General features: G+C 41.9%; 19 protein-coding genes. 1 reads left to right on the top strand and 18 read right to left on the bottom strand.

Annotation, left to right across the window (positions count from 1 at the left end; translation table 11 throughout):
- Nucleotides 1-14 precede the first annotated feature (14 nt).
- The 17 genes from NPA43_RS09975 to NPA43_RS10055 form a co-directional block, all read right to left on the bottom strand.
- A complete protein-coding gene (locus NPA43_RS09975) occupies nucleotides 15-524 on the bottom strand; it encodes a YpoC family protein (RefSeq protein ID WP_256498726.1) in 510 nt (169 codons plus the stop codon).
- Nucleotides 521-1,183, bottom strand: coding sequence for an endonuclease III (nth, locus tag NPA43_RS09980; protein ID WP_099728055.1), 663 nt, complete (start codon nucleotides 1,181-1,183; stop codon nucleotides 521-523). Before nth ends, NPA43_RS09975 begins: the two co-directional genes overlap by 4 nt.
- Before the next feature lie 17 nt (nucleotides 1,184-1,200).
- On the bottom strand, nucleotides 1,201-1,905 hold the full coding sequence (locus NPA43_RS09985) for a DnaD domain-containing protein (RefSeq protein ID WP_099728056.1): 705 nt from the start codon (nucleotides 1,903-1,905) through the stop codon (nucleotides 1,201-1,203).
- Nucleotides 1,906-2,003: 98 nt separating this feature from the next.
- The gene (gene asnS, locus NPA43_RS09990) at nucleotides 2,004-3,296 is read right to left on the bottom strand and encodes an asparagine--tRNA ligase (RefSeq protein WP_256499675.1); all 1,293 of its coding nucleotides are present in this window, start codon (nucleotides 3,294-3,296) and stop codon (nucleotides 2,004-2,006) included.
- 115 nt (nucleotides 3,297-3,411) lie between these two features.
- Entirely contained in the window at nucleotides 3,412-3,897 is a 486-nt protein-coding gene (gene tseB, locus NPA43_RS09995; RefSeq protein WP_256498728.1) for a cell wall elongation/penicillin-binding protein regulator TseB, read from the bottom strand.
- A 12-nt stretch (nucleotides 3,898-3,909) separates the two neighbouring features.
- Nucleotides 3,910-4,080, bottom strand: a complete 171-nt coding sequence (locus tag NPA43_RS10000; protein ID WP_099728059.1) for a YpmA family protein — start codon at nucleotides 4,078-4,080, stop codon at nucleotides 3,910-3,912.
- A gap of 132 nt (nucleotides 4,081-4,212) precedes the next feature.
- Nucleotides 4,213-7,005, bottom strand: a complete 2,793-nt coding sequence (dinG, locus tag NPA43_RS10005; protein ID WP_099728060.1) for an ATP-dependent DNA helicase DinG — start codon at nucleotides 7,003-7,005, stop codon at nucleotides 4,213-4,215.
- A gap of 113 nt (nucleotides 7,006-7,118) precedes the next feature.
- Entirely contained in the window at nucleotides 7,119-7,502 is a 384-nt protein-coding gene (gene panD / locus NPA43_RS10010) for an aspartate 1-decarboxylase (protein ID WP_230030318.1), read from the bottom strand.
- A complete protein-coding gene (panC, locus tag NPA43_RS10015) occupies nucleotides 7,495-8,361 on the bottom strand; it encodes a pantoate--beta-alanine ligase (protein ID WP_230030319.1) in 867 nt (288 codons plus the stop codon). Before panC ends, panD begins: the two co-directional genes overlap by 8 nt.
- Nucleotides 8,358-9,197, bottom strand: a complete 840-nt coding sequence (panB, locus tag NPA43_RS10020) for a 3-methyl-2-oxobutanoate hydroxymethyltransferase (RefSeq protein WP_230030320.1) — start codon at nucleotides 9,195-9,197, stop codon at nucleotides 8,358-8,360. Before panB ends, panC begins: the two co-directional genes overlap by 4 nt.
- A 198-nt stretch (nucleotides 9,198-9,395) precedes the next feature.
- The gene (locus tag NPA43_RS10025) at nucleotides 9,396-10,379 is read right to left on the bottom strand and encodes a biotin--[acetyl-CoA-carboxylase] ligase (protein ID WP_256498729.1); all 984 of its coding nucleotides are present in this window, start codon (nucleotides 10,377-10,379) and stop codon (nucleotides 9,396-9,398) included.
- The gene (locus NPA43_RS10030) at nucleotides 10,352-11,554 is read right to left on the bottom strand and encodes a CCA tRNA nucleotidyltransferase (protein WP_256498730.1); all 1,203 of its coding nucleotides are present in this window, start codon (nucleotides 11,552-11,554) and stop codon (nucleotides 10,352-10,354) included. Before NPA43_RS10030 ends, NPA43_RS10025 begins: the two co-directional genes overlap by 28 nt.
- Complete coding sequence (gene bshA, locus NPA43_RS10035) at nucleotides 11,547-12,692, bottom strand: N-acetyl-alpha-D-glucosaminyl L-malate synthase BshA (RefSeq protein ID WP_249705749.1); 1,146 nt, start codon at nucleotides 12,690-12,692, stop codon at nucleotides 11,547-11,549. The genes NPA43_RS10030 and bshA overlap by 8 nt, the downstream gene beginning before the upstream one ends.
- A complete protein-coding gene (gene bshB1 / locus NPA43_RS10040) occupies nucleotides 12,689-13,399 on the bottom strand; it encodes a bacillithiol biosynthesis deacetylase BshB1 (protein ID WP_099728067.1) in 711 nt (236 codons plus the stop codon). Before bshB1 ends, bshA begins: the two co-directional genes overlap by 4 nt.
- Nucleotides 13,386-13,805 (bottom strand): methylglyoxal synthase, encoded by a 420-nt coding sequence (gene mgsA, locus NPA43_RS10045; RefSeq protein ID WP_256498731.1) that lies wholly within the window; start codon nucleotides 13,803-13,805, stop codon nucleotides 13,386-13,388. Before mgsA ends, bshB1 begins: the two co-directional genes overlap by 14 nt.
- A gap of 17 nt (nucleotides 13,806-13,822) precedes the next feature.
- Complete coding sequence (dapB, locus tag NPA43_RS10050; protein ID WP_256498732.1) at nucleotides 13,823-14,626, bottom strand: 4-hydroxy-tetrahydrodipicolinate reductase; 804 nt, start codon at nucleotides 14,624-14,626, stop codon at nucleotides 13,823-13,825.
- Nucleotides 14,627-14,631: 5 nt separating this feature from the next.
- Nucleotides 14,632-14,967, bottom strand: coding sequence for a nucleotide pyrophosphohydrolase (locus NPA43_RS10055; RefSeq protein WP_008344575.1), 336 nt, complete (start codon nucleotides 14,965-14,967; stop codon nucleotides 14,632-14,634).
- 137 nt (nucleotides 14,968-15,104) lie between these two features.
- Here NPA43_RS10055 and NPA43_RS10060 point away from each other — a divergent pair, with 137 nt between their 5' ends.
- Entirely contained in the window at nucleotides 15,105-15,977 is an 873-nt protein-coding gene (locus NPA43_RS10060; protein ID WP_034318953.1) for a YitT family protein, read from the top strand.
- A 31-nt stretch (nucleotides 15,978-16,008) separates the two neighbouring features.
- Here the strand turns inward: NPA43_RS10060 and ypjB are convergent, their stop codons facing one another.
- Nucleotides 16,009-16,812, bottom strand: a complete 804-nt coding sequence (ypjB, locus tag NPA43_RS10065; RefSeq protein ID WP_099728070.1) for a sporulation protein YpjB — start codon at nucleotides 16,810-16,812, stop codon at nucleotides 16,009-16,011.
- Nucleotides 16,813-16,840: the final 28 nt, after the last annotated feature.

Consider the following 16,840-nt stretch of genomic DNA (forward strand, 5'->3'; position numbering starts at 1 on the left):
GGCAAGTGCTTTTTTTAACGTTGTTGTTTTAACTTTTTGAGTGCTTCGTATTTTCCATACTGCTTTTTTAATTCTGTATAAAGCTCGTCCAGTTGAATAAAGCAGTGATATTGAGTAGGCTTCAGTAAAATGAACTCTAATCGTTCCGTCCAATTAATAGGAGCAACAGGAAATGTTTCTTGTTTGATGTCTTCCCATTCGAGCGTTTGAAGCCTCTCCCCTTTGATCCAGTAAAACATCGCAACCATACTGACGATTCCTTGCAGCATATCATCCTCTTCACAGCGGGATTTTCTTGTTTGAAAACGAGGAAGCATTTTTTCTTTTAATTCATTCCATAGTTCGAACATCACAGGAATAAATTCTTCTGTTTTCTTCCACGGAAGCTCGCCTGTTAAAGGCTCTGAAGAGAGATCAAATGCGAGTGGATTGGCTCTAAGTATATCCATTCGTTCGCCTTTTATCGCTATCTTTTTCTCTTTTAGCTTTTCGACATATGAGGTGAATACAGCTGACCCGCTCATGCCAGCTTCACCAGTCCTTTTTTCAGCCTCTTCTGTCCTTCTCTACACATATCAAGAAGCGGACAGGACTCGCACTGCGGCCGCTGCGCCTTGCAATGATATCTGCCAAAAAAGATCAGGCGGTGATGCGTCACAGACCAATCTTCTTTTGGCACCTTTTTCATTAGGGTTTGCTCTACTTCAAGAACAGAATCCTTCCACCGGCAAATCCCAAGGCGCTTGCTGACTCGTTCTACGTGTGTGTCTACAGCAATGGCCGGCACTCCAAAAGCGACAGATACGACGACATTTGCCGTTTTTCGGCCAACACCAGGAAGCTTGACAAGCTCATCCCGGTCCTTTGGCACTTCACCGCCATATTCTTCAATCAGCATTTTGCTCAATTTTTGAATATTTTTCGCCTTATTCCGATAAAGGCCAATTGAGCGAATATCTTGCTGCAATTCTTCAAGCGGTACACTTAAGTAGTCTTCTGGTGTTTTATATTTTTGAAATAAAGTTTTGGTCACTTTGTTCACAAGTACGTCTGTACATTGAGCGGAGAGTGCGACAGCGATCACAAGTTCAAACGGATTTGAATGAACAAGCTCACACTCAGCCTCTGGAAACATATCTCCTATAATATCTAAGCACTCATTGATTTGTTTTTTTGATAACATGCCTTCTCCTTTATTGGTTATTGTTCCAGCCAATTATAAAAAGGAACTTGTCGTTTATAAGATGAAGTCTCTTCTTTTGAAGGTGTGGCTTTTTGCTGTGAACGGAAATGCTGGCTATGCTCTTTCGCTTCTTCCGCTGTTTTCAGCCCTTTCTTTTTCCACTCAAATAAAATTCGATCGATATAACGGAAATTTAATTTCCCTGATAAAACCGCTTCTCTAAGTGCTAAACGAATCATCGCCGCATCATGATGATCTTGATCCATCCAGATAGAGAGTGTTTCTCCTTCAAGAGGAGACAGCGGTCTGCCGAATTCATCTTCAAATAGTGCATATAAAGACTTTTCAGCCTGCACATGATTCTTTTGTGCTTCTTTCGCCTGTTTTGCTTCTAAAAAGTCATACAGCACGCCCCATAAAGGCTCTACTGAATACCGGTCATGCTGAATACCTGATCTGTCTTCAAACGGCTGAATCGAAATAAACCCCTTTTGGATTAAATGCTGCACCATATACGCACACTCTTCAGCAGAAATGGTCATGCCATGAGAAAGCTCTTCAAATGTTTGAAAGAAAACGCCTTGTTCTTCATTCATTTTAATCTTTAGCATCACCATCATTTGTGATTCATTCAGTCCTAACTGCTCATAATGAGCAATCAGCAAATTAGGCAAACTTGTCGAACCCATTTGCTGCATATTAATAAATTGCTGCCTATTCATCGGATACACCTCTTCACTTTAAGTATATCACGTTTTATTTCACGTGCCCTCCTAAAAAGACGTTTGAAAAAGCCTCCATATGTTGGAGGCTTTACGTCTTAAGGATATAAACGGTTTAATAATCTTGGGAATGGAATGGTTTCACGCACATGCGGCGCTCCGCTAATCCAAGCAACTGTTCGTTCAAGTCCAAGACCAAAACCTGAATGCGGGACAGAACCGTATTGTCTTAATTCTGTGTACCATTTGTAAGTTTCTTGATCTAACCCGTGTTCTTTTAGTCTTGCTTCAAGCAGCTCAAGATCATGAACACGCTCAGAGCCGCCGATAATCTCTCCGTAGCCTTCTGGTGCAATTAAGTCTGCACAAAGGACTACGTCATCACGGTCTGGTGCTGGCTGCATATAAAACGGTTTTAATGAAGTTGGGTAATGAGTGATAAACACTGGTTTATCATAGCTTTCGGCGATTGCTGTTTCATGAGGCGCTCCGAAGTCATCTCCCCATTCAATATCATCAAATCCTTTATCCTGTAAGAATTTGACCGCTTCATCATAAGTGATGCGCGGGAATGGTGCTTTGATATTTTCTAATTTAGCTGTATCACGGCCAAGTGTGTGCAGCTCCACTTTACAGTTTTCGAGTACACTTTGAACAACGTGAGACACATAATTTTCTTGATACTCAAGGTTTTCATTAAATTCTACAAAAGCCATCTCAGGCTCGATCATCCAAAACTCGATTAAATGGCGTTTTGTTTTAGATTTTTCAGCTCTAAATGTTGGGCCAAATGAGAATACTTTTCCGAGTGCCATCGCAGCAGCTTCCATGTAAAGCTGTCCACTTTGAGAAAGGTACGCATCTTCATCAAAATATTTAGTAGCAAACAGCTCAGTTGTTCCTTCAGGTGCACTTCCTGTTAAAATGGGCGGATCCACTTTCACGAAGCCTTCTTGATGGAAAAACTCATATGTAGCACGAATAATCTCATTACGGATTTTCATAATGGCATGCTGTTTTTTTGAACGAAGCCATAAATGACGGTGATCCATTAAGAATTCTGTCCCGTGCTCTTTTGGTGTAATTGGGTAATCAGTTGCTTCGTGAATCACTTCAATGGATTTCACTTGTAATTCAAAACCAAGTGGTGAACGCTCATCTTTTGTCACTTGTCCTGTCACATAGACAGATGTTTCTTGTGTGACTGATTTCGCAAGCTTAAAGACATCCTCTTCCACTTCTGCTTTTACAACGACTCCTTGAATAAAGCCTGTCCCGTCACGCAGCTGCAAGAATGCAATTTTTCCGCTTGAACGTTTATTGGCAATCCATGCGCCGATTGTTACTTCTTCATCGACGTGTTTGAACACTTGATTAATAGTTGTTTTCAACATATTTCCCTCCAAAGCCAGAAAGAAACTCACCTTTTTAATAGGTGTGATTCTTTTTTCATACATTTTATTATAACCGTTCTAAATCAGCATGGTCAACGCAAGACAGGAGAAACTACGGTGTTAAATTTTTTTCCACTCGTCCTGTTGTAAAATCGACATAGCTGAAGCTATATTGGTTGTTCTCATTTAAGTACGTCACTTCCCAAAGGAGTACGTCACCTTCTCTTGCTAATTTGACATCCTTTACCTTAGAAACGGTGTTCTCCTTTTGAACAGCTTGTACTGCTTGGTTTGAGGTAATGCCTTCTTTTGCTTTTTTTTCGATCACTTTTTCTTTTTTGCTGGCAGGTACCCACACATAGGTCGTTTCATTTTGTTTGTTTTTTCCTTCAACAATAAATTGTTTTTCTTTCCCAACAAAGGTTTCCACTTGCTCGACCTGTACTATTTTTGCTTGTTCTTTTGCTCGTTCAATCGCTGCCTCATGACCTTGTTCTTTTTGCCCCATGGCAATCTGATAAATCCATGCAAAGCTGATGATGCCAATGAGTAAAACGAGAGCCACAACGGACGAAATAATCCAGACTATTCTTTTCATGTCAAGCTTCCCCTATGTGCGATATATTGTAAATATCGCTTGATTTTGATCTTCTTGATCTAATGCTAACCCAAACATCAGATCTTCTCTTTTCAGCGTTCTGTTCAACAAATCAACGATTTTGTATAGGTCTTCTGAATGCTGAATGTGAACAGTTGAAAGTACCTCTATTTTACTTTCCACTTCTAATTCCTCCTCGGTACGTAAATATTGTTAGTCATACTTTTCTGCGCGGGAACCGATACTATTTTTACAACGGAACACAAAAAGCCGTTACGATAAATTAACTCCAAACCCACACCAGCTAAAGGCCGCTTATGACAGCGGCTTTTCGTTGTTTAGCTTCTCTATATACGCCGCAAGTGATTCCTTTGACATCTCATGGACAGGTGCATGAGGAAGTGATTCTAAAAAGAGTTTTCCATATGAAGCGGTTTTCACTCGGCGGTCTAAGATCAGCAATGTACCTATGTCCTTTTCAGAGCGAAGCAGGCGTCCTGCTCCTTGCTTGAAGGTTAAGACAGCTTCTGGAAGAGCAACGGCTTTAAACGGATTCTTCCCTTGTTTTTTAGCTGCTTCGCATTTTGCTTCAATGAGCGGTGAATCAGGCGGCCGGAAAGGAAGACGTGCCATAATGACAGTCGTCAGCTCAGAGCCTGGAAAATCGACTCCCTCCCAAAAACTACCCGTACCAAGTAAAATGGCTTGCTTTGCTAATTTGAACATTTTCGTCAATTTCACAGGGCTTCCACCTGTCAGACCTTGAGCAAACAGGGCTGATTGCATGCCTCCTGTTCTCAGCTCTTCATACACTGCTTTTAACATTTCATGTGAATTAAACAAGACCAATATCTTCGCTTTATGCTGCTTTTCCATGATCTTAATATATCCTGCTGCTTGCTTCACATAGTCTCGTTCATCACGGTTTGTAATTGGCGGCATGTCAGCCGGTACAATAACCTTGAGCTGTTTTTCAAGTTCAAAAGGTGAATCAATTTGGACAAGGTGCGGGTAAAAATCTTGCAGGCCAAATCGCTCTAAGCAATAATCAAAGCGATGGTTGACTGTGAGTGTTCCTGATGTGAGAACCACACTTTTTTTGTTCATAAAAAATCGATCAGCCAAAAGCTCCCCTGTATCTAGCGGCTGTGCATGCATAAAGACAGCATTTTTGGCACCCTTTGCATCAATTTCTATCCAAACCGTTTCATCGTTTTTCGGTTCAAAAATAAACCGGTACAGCGTACTGCAAAATGTATGCATAAACGACATGACTTGATCGTATTCCTCTGCTTCAAAGGCAAAGTGTTCTGTCAGCTGATCACTTTTATGAAGAAGCTCGTTTTTTTGCTGCTCATACAGCTTCTCACAAGCAATTAACAAGGAACAAAGCTTACTTGCTGTCTCTTTAATCCGTTTCCACTGAGCATGCTTTGAATGATGACGTACTCTATAAATGAGACGATTGATGTCTGCTTTTGGTTTTGTCCTTTTGACAAAAGAATGCACTGTGCTAAAGAAAGCGTCACTTTCCATTTGAAGCTGATTGAGATATTCATCCATTTCGATAAAGGTATCTGTCGATAAACCTGCACCGTGAAATCTCTTTTTCAGTTTCTTTAACAGTCCGCCTTGTAAGGAGCCAATCTGTGTTAATTTCGCATGAAGCTGGATATAAGATGCATTGTCCCCTAGTGTTTCATTGGCTGTTTTCTCAAATTGATGGGCTTCGTCAATCACATATACGTCTGCATGCTGAAAGATAGACGATGCCTCGGTTTGTGATAAGAGCAGGCGGTGATTCGTTAAAATTAAATCAGCTGTTTTTGCTCTTCTTTTGGCGCGTTCATAAAAGCAATATTCTTTAAAGCGGCGCTTTTTCGATGTAAACGGCATGTGCACACAGGAAATTCGATCTTTTATATTTGCAGCACCTGACGGTAAATTCAGTTCAGATAAATCACCCGTCTCTGTTACAAGGAGCCACATTAATATTTGCGCTTTTGTTAAGACAACATCATAGTTATCATCTTCCTCATGGAGTACGTGCTCAAACTTATCTAAACAAATATAATGTGCTCGTCCTTTGAATACACAGGCAGCTGGCTCAAATGGGAGCAATTGATTTAAAAGCGGCACATCACGCTGAAGCATTTGCTGCTGCAAAAGAATGGAATATGTACTAATAATGACAGGTTTTCCTGATTTCTTTGCCTCTAAAGCAGCTGGAATGAGATAAGCCAGTGTTTTCCCGATTCCTGGTGCCGCTTCAATTATAGCGTAGGCCCTTTCATGAAACACGTCTCTGACTTTATTCATCATCGTGAGCTGGCCTTCTCTTACTTCATAGCCTTCTAACGTTTGCGGAAGCTTCTCTTTTATCTCCTCAAACAGCTTTTCGTCGTCTGCGCCTACTGAATGTGTCGTATCATTTGTGCGATTGGTCACATCTTTTACAGCAAAAGAGCCGACTTCCACCAAAGAATCTTCCTGACTAGAATGACTCGTTTCAAGCTGCTTAATTAAAAGTCCAATATCACTTAAAAGATATGAAGATAATCTGCGCAGCTGCTTTAACACATTTGGCGGTGTATGTTTTAATTGGTGTAACAAGGTTAAAAATAACATGGCAGTAACTTCCGCATCACTATCCGCTCGGTGCGGGTGGTCATGTGGAAGCATGAGCTCTTCACTTAATTCAGTTAACTTGTAACCTTCAAGCTCAGGATAAAGAATTCTAGAAATCTCAACCGTATCAATCGCTAGCACATCCAGCTCATTTTTCCCGCATGCTTTTAGTTCATCATTTAAAAAGTTCAAGTCAAAATGAACATTGTGCGCAACAAAATAAGCGCCATGTATGAGGTCATACACCTCTTGGGCAATATCCTCAAAAAACACCGCATCGTCAACCATGTGCTGCTGAATGCCTGTCAGCTGTTCAATAAATCCAGGGATCGCCTTCCCTGGGTTCACATATTTTGAATACCGTTCGACAATTTGTCCATTTTCAATGACCACCGCAGCAATTTGAATGATTTTATCACCCTTCTTTGGTGAATTCCCGGTGGTTTCAATATCAACGACAACAAACCTTTGATCGGTCATAAAATGGACACCTCAATTCCTCGTTCCACTCGAAGTGAAACACGCTCTGGGCAATATAACTGAAACAGAACAGCTTCTTTTCATGAAACTGTCCTGTTTACATGTAGCGTGCGTTATAAAATCGTTCTCGCAGGCTCTTGCCCAATCATTTGTTCAATTTGATTTTGTTTATTTAACACGACCACTTTGGGTGTATGTGTCTTTGCTTCTTCTTCTGACAACATCCCATAAGCGATAATGATGACTTCATCCCCTGGCTGAACCAATCTCGCTGCCGCACCATTTAGACAGATGACACCGCTTTTTCTTTTACCAGGAATAATATATGTTTCAAGTCTCGCTCCATTGTGATTATTGACAATTTGCACTTTCTCATTTGCCATCATGCCTGCCGCATCAAGTAAATCTTCATCAATTGTAATACTGCCTACATAATGTAAGTTTGCTTCTGTCACAGTCGCTTTATGGAGTTTAGAGGTCATAAAGGTTCTATACATGTTTTTCACCGCTTTCAGGAACATGGAAAATCACATTATCAATCAGTCTTGCGCGTGAGAATTTCACTGCAATCGCAATAATGACCTTACCTGCTAGTTGTTCAAGTGGTTCTAGTTGTGGATATGAGTAGATCTCAATATAATCAATTTCTCCACTTGTTTGAAGAAGCTCCTCTTCAACCATCTGATACATACGATGTAAATCACGTTCACCTTTTTCAACAGCTGCCTGTCCTTTTTTTAATGCCCGGTATAGAGCGGGTGCTTCTTGTCTTTCTGTTTCAGACAAATAGACATTCCTTGAGCTTTTTGCTAAACCGTCTTCTTCTCGAACCGTTGGAACAGACACAAGGTGAAGATCGAAGAAGAAATCCTTGATCATCGCATCGATCACAGCGACTTGCTGTGCATCCTTTAGACCAAAGTATACATTTGTTGGTGAAACAAGATGAAATAGCTTTGTGAGCACAGTGACAACGCCGTCAAAATGCCCTGGGCGTTTCTTCCCGCATAAGACATCTGTCCGTTTTTGAACCGTCATCGTAATTGATGGTTCATTTTGATACATTTCCTTCACATCAGGTGTAAATAAAATATCCACTCCTGCTTCTTCTGCAAGGCGCTGATCTCTTTTGATATCCCTTGGATACGATTCAAAGTCTTCGTTCGGTCCAAATTGCAAAGGATTGACAAAAATGCTCATCACCACGATGTCATTTTGATCTCTTGCCTCTTTCGCCAAAGTCAGATGCCCTTCATGAAGAAAGCCCATCGTTGGTACAAAGCCAATGGAATACTGCTTTTCTTGATGCTGCTTGATCAGTTCTTTTAGTTCATGAATATGGGTGACAACGTTCATTTTTTGATTCCCCCATATAAACCATCAAGGACTTCTTCTTTGATATGAAATGTGTGCGTGTCCTCTGGAAATGTACGTGCTTTTACTTCTTTCGTATATTGAATGAGCGCTTCTTCTAGTACAGCATCAATTTGCGCGTATTGTTTCACAAATTTAGGTGTTCTAGACACCCCGTATCCTACCACATCATGGTAAACGAGAACTTGTCCGTCTGCCTCAGCTCCTGCACCAATTCCAATGACAGGGATCTTCAGCATGTCGCTAATGCGTTTTGTCAATTCACCAGGTACGCATTCTAGCACAAGTGCAATTGCACCTGCTTCCTCACATTTCAGGCTATCTTCAATCAATTTTTGAGCACTCTCGTGGTCTTTCCCCTGTACTTTATACCCGCCAAGCACACCAACTGATTGAGGTGTGAGGCCTAAATGACTGACAACAGGAATTCCGCCTCTTGTTAAAGCCTGAATGGATTCAAACACGCCATCTCCGCCTTCTAGCTTTAAGGCATCAGTACCGCTTTCTTGCATCATCCGTGCTGCGTTTTTCATCGTTTCTTCTAATGAATAATGATAAGACATAAATGGCATATCGGTCACAATAAATGTGTCTTTTGCGCCTCTTTTGACTGCTTTTGTGTGATGGATCATATCATCCATCGTGACTTGTACTGTGGAATCAAGACCAAGTACAACCATCCCAAGTGAGTCACCAACTAAAATCATGTCGACTTCCGCTTTTTCCGCTTGTTTTGCAGCTGGATAGTCGTATGCTGTCAGCATCACAATCGGTTCGTTTTGTTCTTTCATTTTGAAAAAATCTAGTTTTGTCTTCATTTGTTCCTCCTCATTCTGGAGAGGAGATGGCTTGCCTCGCATCACATGTTCTTTTCTCTCATGCGCGGCGAATCATCCCTCTGTCCAAGTCCCTTAGGATCAAGGCAGAAATTGATCAAATTTTTCTTCCTAACAGGTACAGTTCTTTTACAGATACTGCCCACACGAAGTATATCAAAAATGCACCGGGTGTTCCACTTAAGTTGACTTGATCTCTATGTCTGCGGAATAGATTTTTTGGATACCATCCGCCGTTTCCAGTAATAAGACACCTTCATCATTGATTCCGATTGCCGTTCCATTATATTGCCCATTGACGGTGCGTGCGACAATACGTTTACCGATGGTCATCGCAAACGATTCCCATAATTGTTTGATCGGGGCAAATCCATGCTTCATATAATCGTCATACCTTTTTTCAAAGGTAGACATGATGTTTTGAATCAGTGCAGCTCGATCTACTTTTTCATTCAGTTCCATTCGCAAACTTGTGGCGATATCCTTTAATTCATCAGGAAAGTCATCAGCTGTTTGGTTCACATTAATGCCTGGACCAATAATCACCGCGTGAACCTGGTCAGCTTCTGCTTTTAATTCAGTTAGAATGCCAACAACTTTCTTTCCGTTTAACAGAATATCATTTGGCCATTTAATCGATGGACTGAGTCCTGTTTGATGTGCGATTGCTTCTGTGATGGCTACAGATGCTAAAAGCGTCATTTGCGGCGCTTTGTGCAGTGGAATTTCAGGCCGGATGATCAAACTCATCCAAATGCCTGTCCCATTTGGTGAATGCCACATTCTTTGAAGGCGCCCTTTTCCGCTTGTCTGATGATCACTGACAACAAGCGTGCCGTGGGGCGCTCCTTCATTGACAAGGTCATGGGCAATCAGCTGAGTTGAAGCGACTTCTTCTTGAAAGTATATGTGCCTGCCAAAACCCTCTGTTTCCAGACCAAAAAGAATTTCATCCTCACTAATTTTGTCCGGTTTACGAAGCAGGCGGTATCCTTTTCTCCTGACGGCTTCTACCTCATAGCCCTCTTTTCGCAAATCCTCTATATGCTTCCATACAGCCGTTCGGGAGCAGCCAAGCTCATCACATATTTGCTGGCTCGAGACAAAATCTTGATCAGATGTTGTAAATAGTTCAATTAATCGTTTTCTAATTGCTGATCGCATGCTATGAGCCACTCCTCTATAGCTTCTTTTCGGTTTTCCAAACGGTTTTGCAGAACCGCTTTTTTCACGACATGAAGCTCTTCCGCAATCCATTTACCGGATGCCTTCTGCCGAAAGGCCATTAAATCTTTTCCTGAAACAGCAAGGTCTTGGAGCTTTTTAATAGGCAGCGCCTCGTATGAATGCTTCGCCGCCTCCAGCTCGTCAAAGAAAATGCGGCGCTCATGTTTTAACTGCGTGATTTTCAAACTAGATAATAGCACGTGTTCACCAGCTTCAAACATCTTCTCCGCATCCCAGTCACAATCGACGTATTGGCTAATGGCCACAGCGTCTTTCAATAGCTTTGTTGACAGCTTCCATTCTTTTAAGAGGGATACAGCCTCCGTCTCATCTAGACCAAGCAAATGAATGAAAGCGCCCCATACCTCTTCTAGTCCATCCAGTAAATAATACGGGAATGCTTGGAAAGATTCATTGAGCCTATCCTTTTGGAGGCCTGGCAATTCTTCATACAATTTGGTTGAAATGAGAACCTTGATGGCCTGCTCACAATAGCGCCCTTTTAAAAGTTTCTCCATTTCAATCTTTTTGCGCTCAACAGATATGTTGGCAAGCAGGTGCTTATCTTTTTTCATCGCATCAGCCGTCTCAGCAGCGAGCTCAAAACCGAGCTGGCTTAAAAAACGGACGGCTCTCATCATGCGAAGCGCATCTTCTTCAAAGCGGCAAGCTGGATCGCCAACGGTTTGAATTCGTTTCCGCTCAATATCCTGTTTGCCCCCTACATGGTCAATGATCTCGCCATTTATATCCATGGCCATCGCGTTGATCGTTAAATCTCTTCTTAAAAGATCTTCCTTCAAGGATGTGATAAACGCCACTTCTTTCGGTCTGCGAAAATCTTCATATTCTGATTCAGTTCGAAACGTCGTCACCTCATAGCTGACCCCATCATGTAAAACAATGACTGTGCCATGCTCCTTGCCAACATCAACTGTTTTTTCAAATAAAGACTCCACCGTATCAGGCGTTGCATCTGTCGCAATATCGATATCCCCGATTTCTCGACCTAAAAGAACATCTCTCACCGCTCCGCCGACAAAGTAAGCCTGATAACCATGTTCGTGCAGTGTATGTAAAATAGGGATCGCATGTGTGAATGGTTCATTCATCTTCATCATCACCTTCGATCAATTCTAGGTAAAGCGCTTCATATTCTCTCACAATTTTTTCAGAAGAGAAATTGGTCTGAACACTAGACTGGGCTGCCATTGACACTTGCTCATGGAGCGCTTTGTCCTTGAGTAACGACACTGCATGATTTGCTGCTCCGTCTATATCGCCGAGCGGGACAAGAAATCCTGTCTCTCCATGTGCAATGACCTCTGGAATTCCGCCAACATCTGTTGCTATACAAGGGACACCGCAGGCCATTGCTTCAAGAAGTACAAGCCCAAAGCTCTCCTTCTCAGAAAGCAGCAGCTTCAAATCACTAATTGAATAAAGCTCCTCTACCTTCTCTTGCTTTCCTAAAAACAACACGCGGTCAATTAGTCCCAGCTTTTTCACGAGTTCGCATACGACCGACTTTTCAGGACCATCGCCAATCAGCAGCAGCTTTGCATCCACCTGGTCAGAAATCTTTTTAAAGACATGAATCACATCATGCACACGCTTTACCTTTCGGAAGTTCGATACATGGATGATGACCTTTTCGTCCTGCATGAGGCCATAATGTTTCTTCAGCACTTCGTGATCTTCACGCAAATACACACGCTCATCGACGAAATTATGGATCGTATCGATTTTTTTATCCGGTTTAATCAGATCATACGTCTGTGCAGCTAATGATTGCGACACAGCTGTTACGCGATCCGATGATTCGATGGCAAACCGAATCACTTCCTTTAATGATGGATCATAGCCTAAAACCGTAATATCTGTCCCGTGAAGCGTGGTCACGACTTTCACTGTGTGTCCCGTCATTTGCTTGGCTAAGAACGCACAGACGGCGTGCGGGACCGCATAATGCGCGTGAATAATATCGAGCTTCTCTCGTTTTGCGACTTCCGCCAATTTACTTGCTAGTGCAAGGTCATAAGGTGGATATTGAAAAACAGCATATTGATTGACATCCACCTCATGAAAATAAATATTCGGATACACTTTATTGAGTCTAAACGGAATGCTTGAGGTAATGAAATGAACATCGTGCCCTTTTTCAGCTAAACGTTTTCCAAGCTCTGTGGCAATAATGCCCGAACCGCCAACACTTGGGTAACAAGTGATTCCGATCTTCAGTTTTTTCATAATGACCCCCCAAGTAAGTCATCATCCATCAAAAGTGGTTTCTTTGTCAAAAACCCTTCTGCATAAGCTTTATTGACTTCCCTTCCATACATAGACTCTCTCATTTTGACAAAATCAATATAACCATTCACAAGAGGTGTCTCTACTGAATTTGGCGATTTGACAAATTGGCTTTTATACGCATGTAAACTATCGATTTTTTGGTGCATCTCACTAGAAATATCGATCACAAAATCTGGACGATGTTGGCCGTTAATCATGTAATAATACATCTGGCTTATTTTATGCGCTGGCTGCTTGTATGAATCTTCAAATTTATGTATACCTGCAGAAAAAGCCGCCTCTTCTACAAGTGAACCCGCATGACCATGATCAGGATGTCGATCTTGGTGGTGCGGAGCAAAAATAAGTGTTGGTTTGTATGTTCGAATGACACCCGCAATTTCCTTCATCGCTTCGTCATTCAGGTAGAGCCCTCTATCTGGCAGCGTGAGCTGAATTCGAGTCGTCACGCCTAAAATAGCGGCGGCTGCTTTTGCCTCTTCTTTGCGGCTCTCTACCGTTCCATTCGATGATAATTCAGCCTGGGTCAAGTCGCAAATTCCGACACGCGCCCCTTTTTTTACGTATTTTGCAATCGTTCCGCCCATTCCGATTTCAACATCATCGCTATGGGCACCGAATGCAAGGATATCAAGTCGTTTCATTTGTTCCTCCGTTTTTTGCTACATCTCGAAAGTTAAACGTACCTTTATTTAAATTCCTGACTAAAATTTCCGCTGTACCCATATTGGTGGCTAATGGAATGGCATACACATCGCAAAGCCGGATAAGTGCAGATACATCCGGTTCATGCGGCTGCGCGGTTAGCGGGTCTCTAAAAAAGAGCACAAGATCCATTGCATTATCAGCAATCAAGGCACCAATCTGCTGATCTCCTCCAAGTGGTCCTGATTGGAAACGATGAATGGGAAGCCCCGTCGCTTCTTTCACTCTCAAACCTGTTGTCCCTGTTGCATAAAGTGTATGATCTTCCAAAATATCACGGTACGCAATGACGAACTGAATCATGTCACTTTTTTTCTTATCGTGAGCGATTAAAGCAATGTTCATCAGGAATTCACTCCTTATTAGTCGATGATATTTTCTAAGCCATAGACAAGTTGATCAATGTGCATGACCTGTTCTACTGAAAGCTTCACACCTGACATAAATGATGCACGGTTATAAGAATCGTGACGAATGGTCAAAGTCTGTCCGTCCATCCCAAACAGCACTTCTTGATGTGCAATCATACCTGGAAGCCTTACACTGTGCAGACGGATGCCATCATAATCTGCTCCTCGTGCGCCTTCAATTAATTCTTTTTCTTCTGGATGTCCCTGCTTTTTGCTTTCTCTTACTTCTGCAATCATTTCAGCCGTTTTTAACCCAGTACCGCTCGGGGCATCCAGTTTTTTATCATGATGAAGCTCAATGATTTCAATGTCAGGAAAGTAATTCGCTGCCATTTTGGCAAACTTCATCATTAAAACGGCACCGACAGCAAAGTTAGGTGCAATGATACAGCCTATGCCCTTTTCTTCTGTTAATTGCTGAAGCTCTTTTAGGTCAGCTTCTGAAAAACCAGTTGTGCCTACGACTGGACGCACGCCATGTTCAAGTGCTTTTTTTGTATGTACTTTCCCGATTTCTGGTGTCGTCAGATCAATTAATACATCAGGTGCTGTCTCTGAAAGACACACATCAATATCTGTATAAATTGGCGCATCAGATGTCGTTTGAATCACGTCAGATAACTTTTTTCCTTCGTGCGCGTGATCAAGTGCTGCCACTAGCTCAAAATGGCTTGTTTCTTCTGCCAGCTTGACAGCCTCTATCCCCATTCTTCCTCTTGCTCCAGCGATTACTACTTTGATGGTTTGGTTCGTCATCGTCTCTACTTCCCTTCTTTTTTCGTCCAGCGGTCTTTGTCTCTAGTATTAAATTTATGCATCACACGATCATGGGCTTCTTCAAGTGATATATTGAGTGAATTGGCCAGGCATGTTAACACAAACAATACATCACCAATTTCTTCTTCCATGCTTTTTTCCGTTTCGGTTGTTTTTTTCGGCTTCTCTCCATAATAATGGTTAACCTCTCTTGCCAGCTCGCCTAATTCTTCAGTCAGACGGGCCATCATGGCAAGCGGGCTAAAATAGCCTTCTTTAAATTGTCCTATGTAATCATCTACTTCTTGCTGCACGTGACGCAGCGTTTTTTCATTCGTCATGAAGCTCATCCTCCTATCCGTCTCTTACATGTTAGCGAAATCATAAATATTTGACAAATGTTTAAAACTCAGTTTGCTTGTTTCTTTCCCATACCATATAATATTATCGCTGTCTAAGCAAAAAAAGGAGTGATCTCTTGCTAAAAGAAATTCGTCTTAAAAATATCGTCTTTATTTTAATAGGATCTGCGATTTTTTCTTTCGGTCTTGTTCATTTTAATATGCAGAACAACTTGGCGGAAGGCGGATTTACAGGTATTACACTGCTTTTATATTTTCTATTTCACATTGACCCATCCATTTCAAACCTTGTCTTAAACATTCCGATCTTTTTTATCGGCTGGAAAATGCTCGGCAGAACGATGTTTACTTATACAATTGTAGGAACAGTCAGTCTTTCTGTCTTCCTTGCCATCTTCCAGCGCTTTCAAATACATATGCCTCTCCAGCACGATTTAGCCTTAGCCGCACTCTTTGCAGGTGTCTTTATCGGAACAGGCCTCGGGATCATCTTTAAATTCGGCGGTACAACAGGCGGCGTGGACATTATCGCAAGACTGATCAACAAGCATTATCATGTGGCCATGGGAAGAACGATGTTTATCTTCGACGCATGCGTCATTACCATCTCTCTCACCTATTTAAATTACAAAGAAGCCATGTATACACTCGTCGCAGTGTTTGTTGCTGCAAAAGTTATCGACTTCATGCAAGAAGGCGCTTACGCAGCCAAAGGGGCGATGATTATTTCTGAAAAGGATGACATCATTCAAAAGAAAATCACGGAAGAAATGGAACGCGGTGTGACCATTTTAAAAGGTGTCGGTTCCTATACGAAACAGGAACGCAATGTCCTTTATTGTGTCGTTCCAAAAAATGAGCTTGTCCACCTCAAAAGCGTCGTCACCTCAGTGGATCCTCATGCGTTTGTATCAGTGAGTGACGTGCATGACGTACTCGGTGAAGGCTTCACATTAGATGAACACAAAAAGCCGCTCAATCCCCATTAAAAAAAGAAGCCCAAAAATGGTGCTTCTTTTTTCATGATTTTGGATAATCAGCCTGCCGCTTTTGTTTCTTCTCTTTTTCAGCACGGTATTTCCGAAATCCAACATACGTTAAAGTGAGTAAAATCATACTGCCTGTTGTTAAGATGACCCATAAAAGCGATGGATCCGCTTCATCTTGATCGACGTTAGCAAATACACTCGATAAATCCTCTTCCAGCTTTGTGAGACGCTCAAGCTTTGTCCCACTCGAAGCTTTTAAAAATCCACCTTGTTCAATCACTTCCATGTGCTGCTTAATCGTTTGAAGCTTTTCAGGCGAAATATCGATGGTTAAACTCGGATAAATCATATCGTATAAAGAAACCAGCTCGTTCCAAGTTTCATAGAACGTTGTGGATTCTGGATCTTCCACTTCCTTTTTCAAAGTAGGAAAAGACCCCATAATGGGCTTCTCCAGCGAACCCCAAAGAGGTTCAGAATCCGATTGAATCGCATCGATCAGCATTCTAAACTGAGAGGCATAACGAAGCTTTTCCCGCTCATTCAATTCTTCCTGCGGGAGCCCTTTAATGATATCTTGATAGCCAAGTGTAATTTGCCGAACCTGTGTATTCGTCAGAGTTCCACGCCAATTCTCAGCTTTAAATGTCTTTTCAACATACAATGCGACCTGTAATGCCTCATCATATTTAGCTTGTCTCGTTAATTGAAAGATTGAATCTGATAGTTCCGTTAATTCTTGCAGCGCTTTAGCGGCTGTTTCCTCACCTTTAGCTACAGCTGGATGTAATACGAGAAAAAATAATAGAATCATCGCGATTGGCTTTCGTTTCATGCAAGTCCCTCCTAGCCCTTCTCCATAC

Origin of the sequence: Bacillus pumilus, assembly GCF_024498355.1 — a bacterium.
Taxonomy (GTDB): domain Bacteria; phylum Bacillota; class Bacilli; order Bacillales; family Bacillaceae; genus Bacillus; species Bacillus pumilus_P.

Excerpts from the sequence above, each read along its gene's own strand:
- NPA43_RS09975 (WP_256498726.1), bottom strand. The coding sequence starts at position 524 with ATGAGCGGGTCAGCTGTATTCACCTCATATGTCGAAAAGCTAAAAGAG.
- nth (WP_099728055.1), bottom strand. The coding sequence starts at position 1,183 with ATGTTATCAAAAAAACAAATCAATGAGTGCTTAGATATTATAGGAGAT.
- NPA43_RS09985 (WP_099728056.1), bottom strand. The coding sequence starts at position 1,905 with ATGAATAGGCAGCAATTTATTAATATGCAGCAAATGGGTTCGACAAGT.
- tseB (WP_256498728.1), bottom strand. The coding sequence starts at position 3,897 with ATGAAAAGAATAGTCTGGATTATTTCGTCCGTTGTGGCTCTCGTTTTA.
- dinG (WP_099728060.1), bottom strand. The coding sequence starts at position 7,005 with ATGACCGATCAAAGGTTTGTTGTCGTTGATATTGAAACCACCGGGAAT.
- panD (WP_230030318.1), bottom strand. The coding sequence starts at position 7,502 with ATGTATAGAACCTTTATGACCTCTAAACTCCATAAAGCGACTGTGACA.
- panC (WP_230030319.1), bottom strand. The coding sequence starts at position 8,361 with ATGAACGTTGTCACCCATATTCATGAACTAAAAGAACTGATCAAGCAG.
- panB (WP_230030320.1), bottom strand. The coding sequence starts at position 9,197 with ATGAAGACAAAACTAGATTTTTTCAAAATGAAAGAACAAAACGAACCG.
- NPA43_RS10025 (WP_256498729.1), bottom strand. The coding sequence starts at position 10,379 with ATGCGATCAGCAATTAGAAAACGATTAATTGAACTATTTACAACATCT.
- NPA43_RS10030 (WP_256498730.1), bottom strand. The coding sequence starts at position 11,554 with ATGAATGAACCATTCACACATGCGATCCCTATTTTACATACACTGCAC.
- bshA (WP_249705749.1), bottom strand. The coding sequence starts at position 12,692 with ATGAAAAAACTGAAGATCGGAATCACTTGTTACCCAAGTGTTGGCGGT.
- bshB1 (WP_099728067.1), bottom strand. The coding sequence starts at position 13,399 with ATGAAACGACTTGATATCCTTGCATTCGGTGCCCATAGCGATGATGTT.
- mgsA (WP_256498731.1), bottom strand. The coding sequence starts at position 13,805 with ATGAACATTGCTTTAATCGCTCACGATAAGAAAAAAAGTGACATGATT.
- dapB (WP_256498732.1), bottom strand. The coding sequence starts at position 14,626 with ATGACGAACCAAACCATCAAAGTAGTAATCGCTGGAGCAAGAGGAAGA.
- NPA43_RS10055 (WP_008344575.1), bottom strand. The coding sequence starts at position 14,967 with ATGACGAATGAAAAAACGCTGCGTCACGTGCAGCAAGAAGTAGATGAT.
- ypjB (WP_099728070.1), bottom strand. The coding sequence starts at position 16,812 with ATGAAACGAAAGCCAATCGCGATGATTCTATTATTTTTTCTCGTATTA.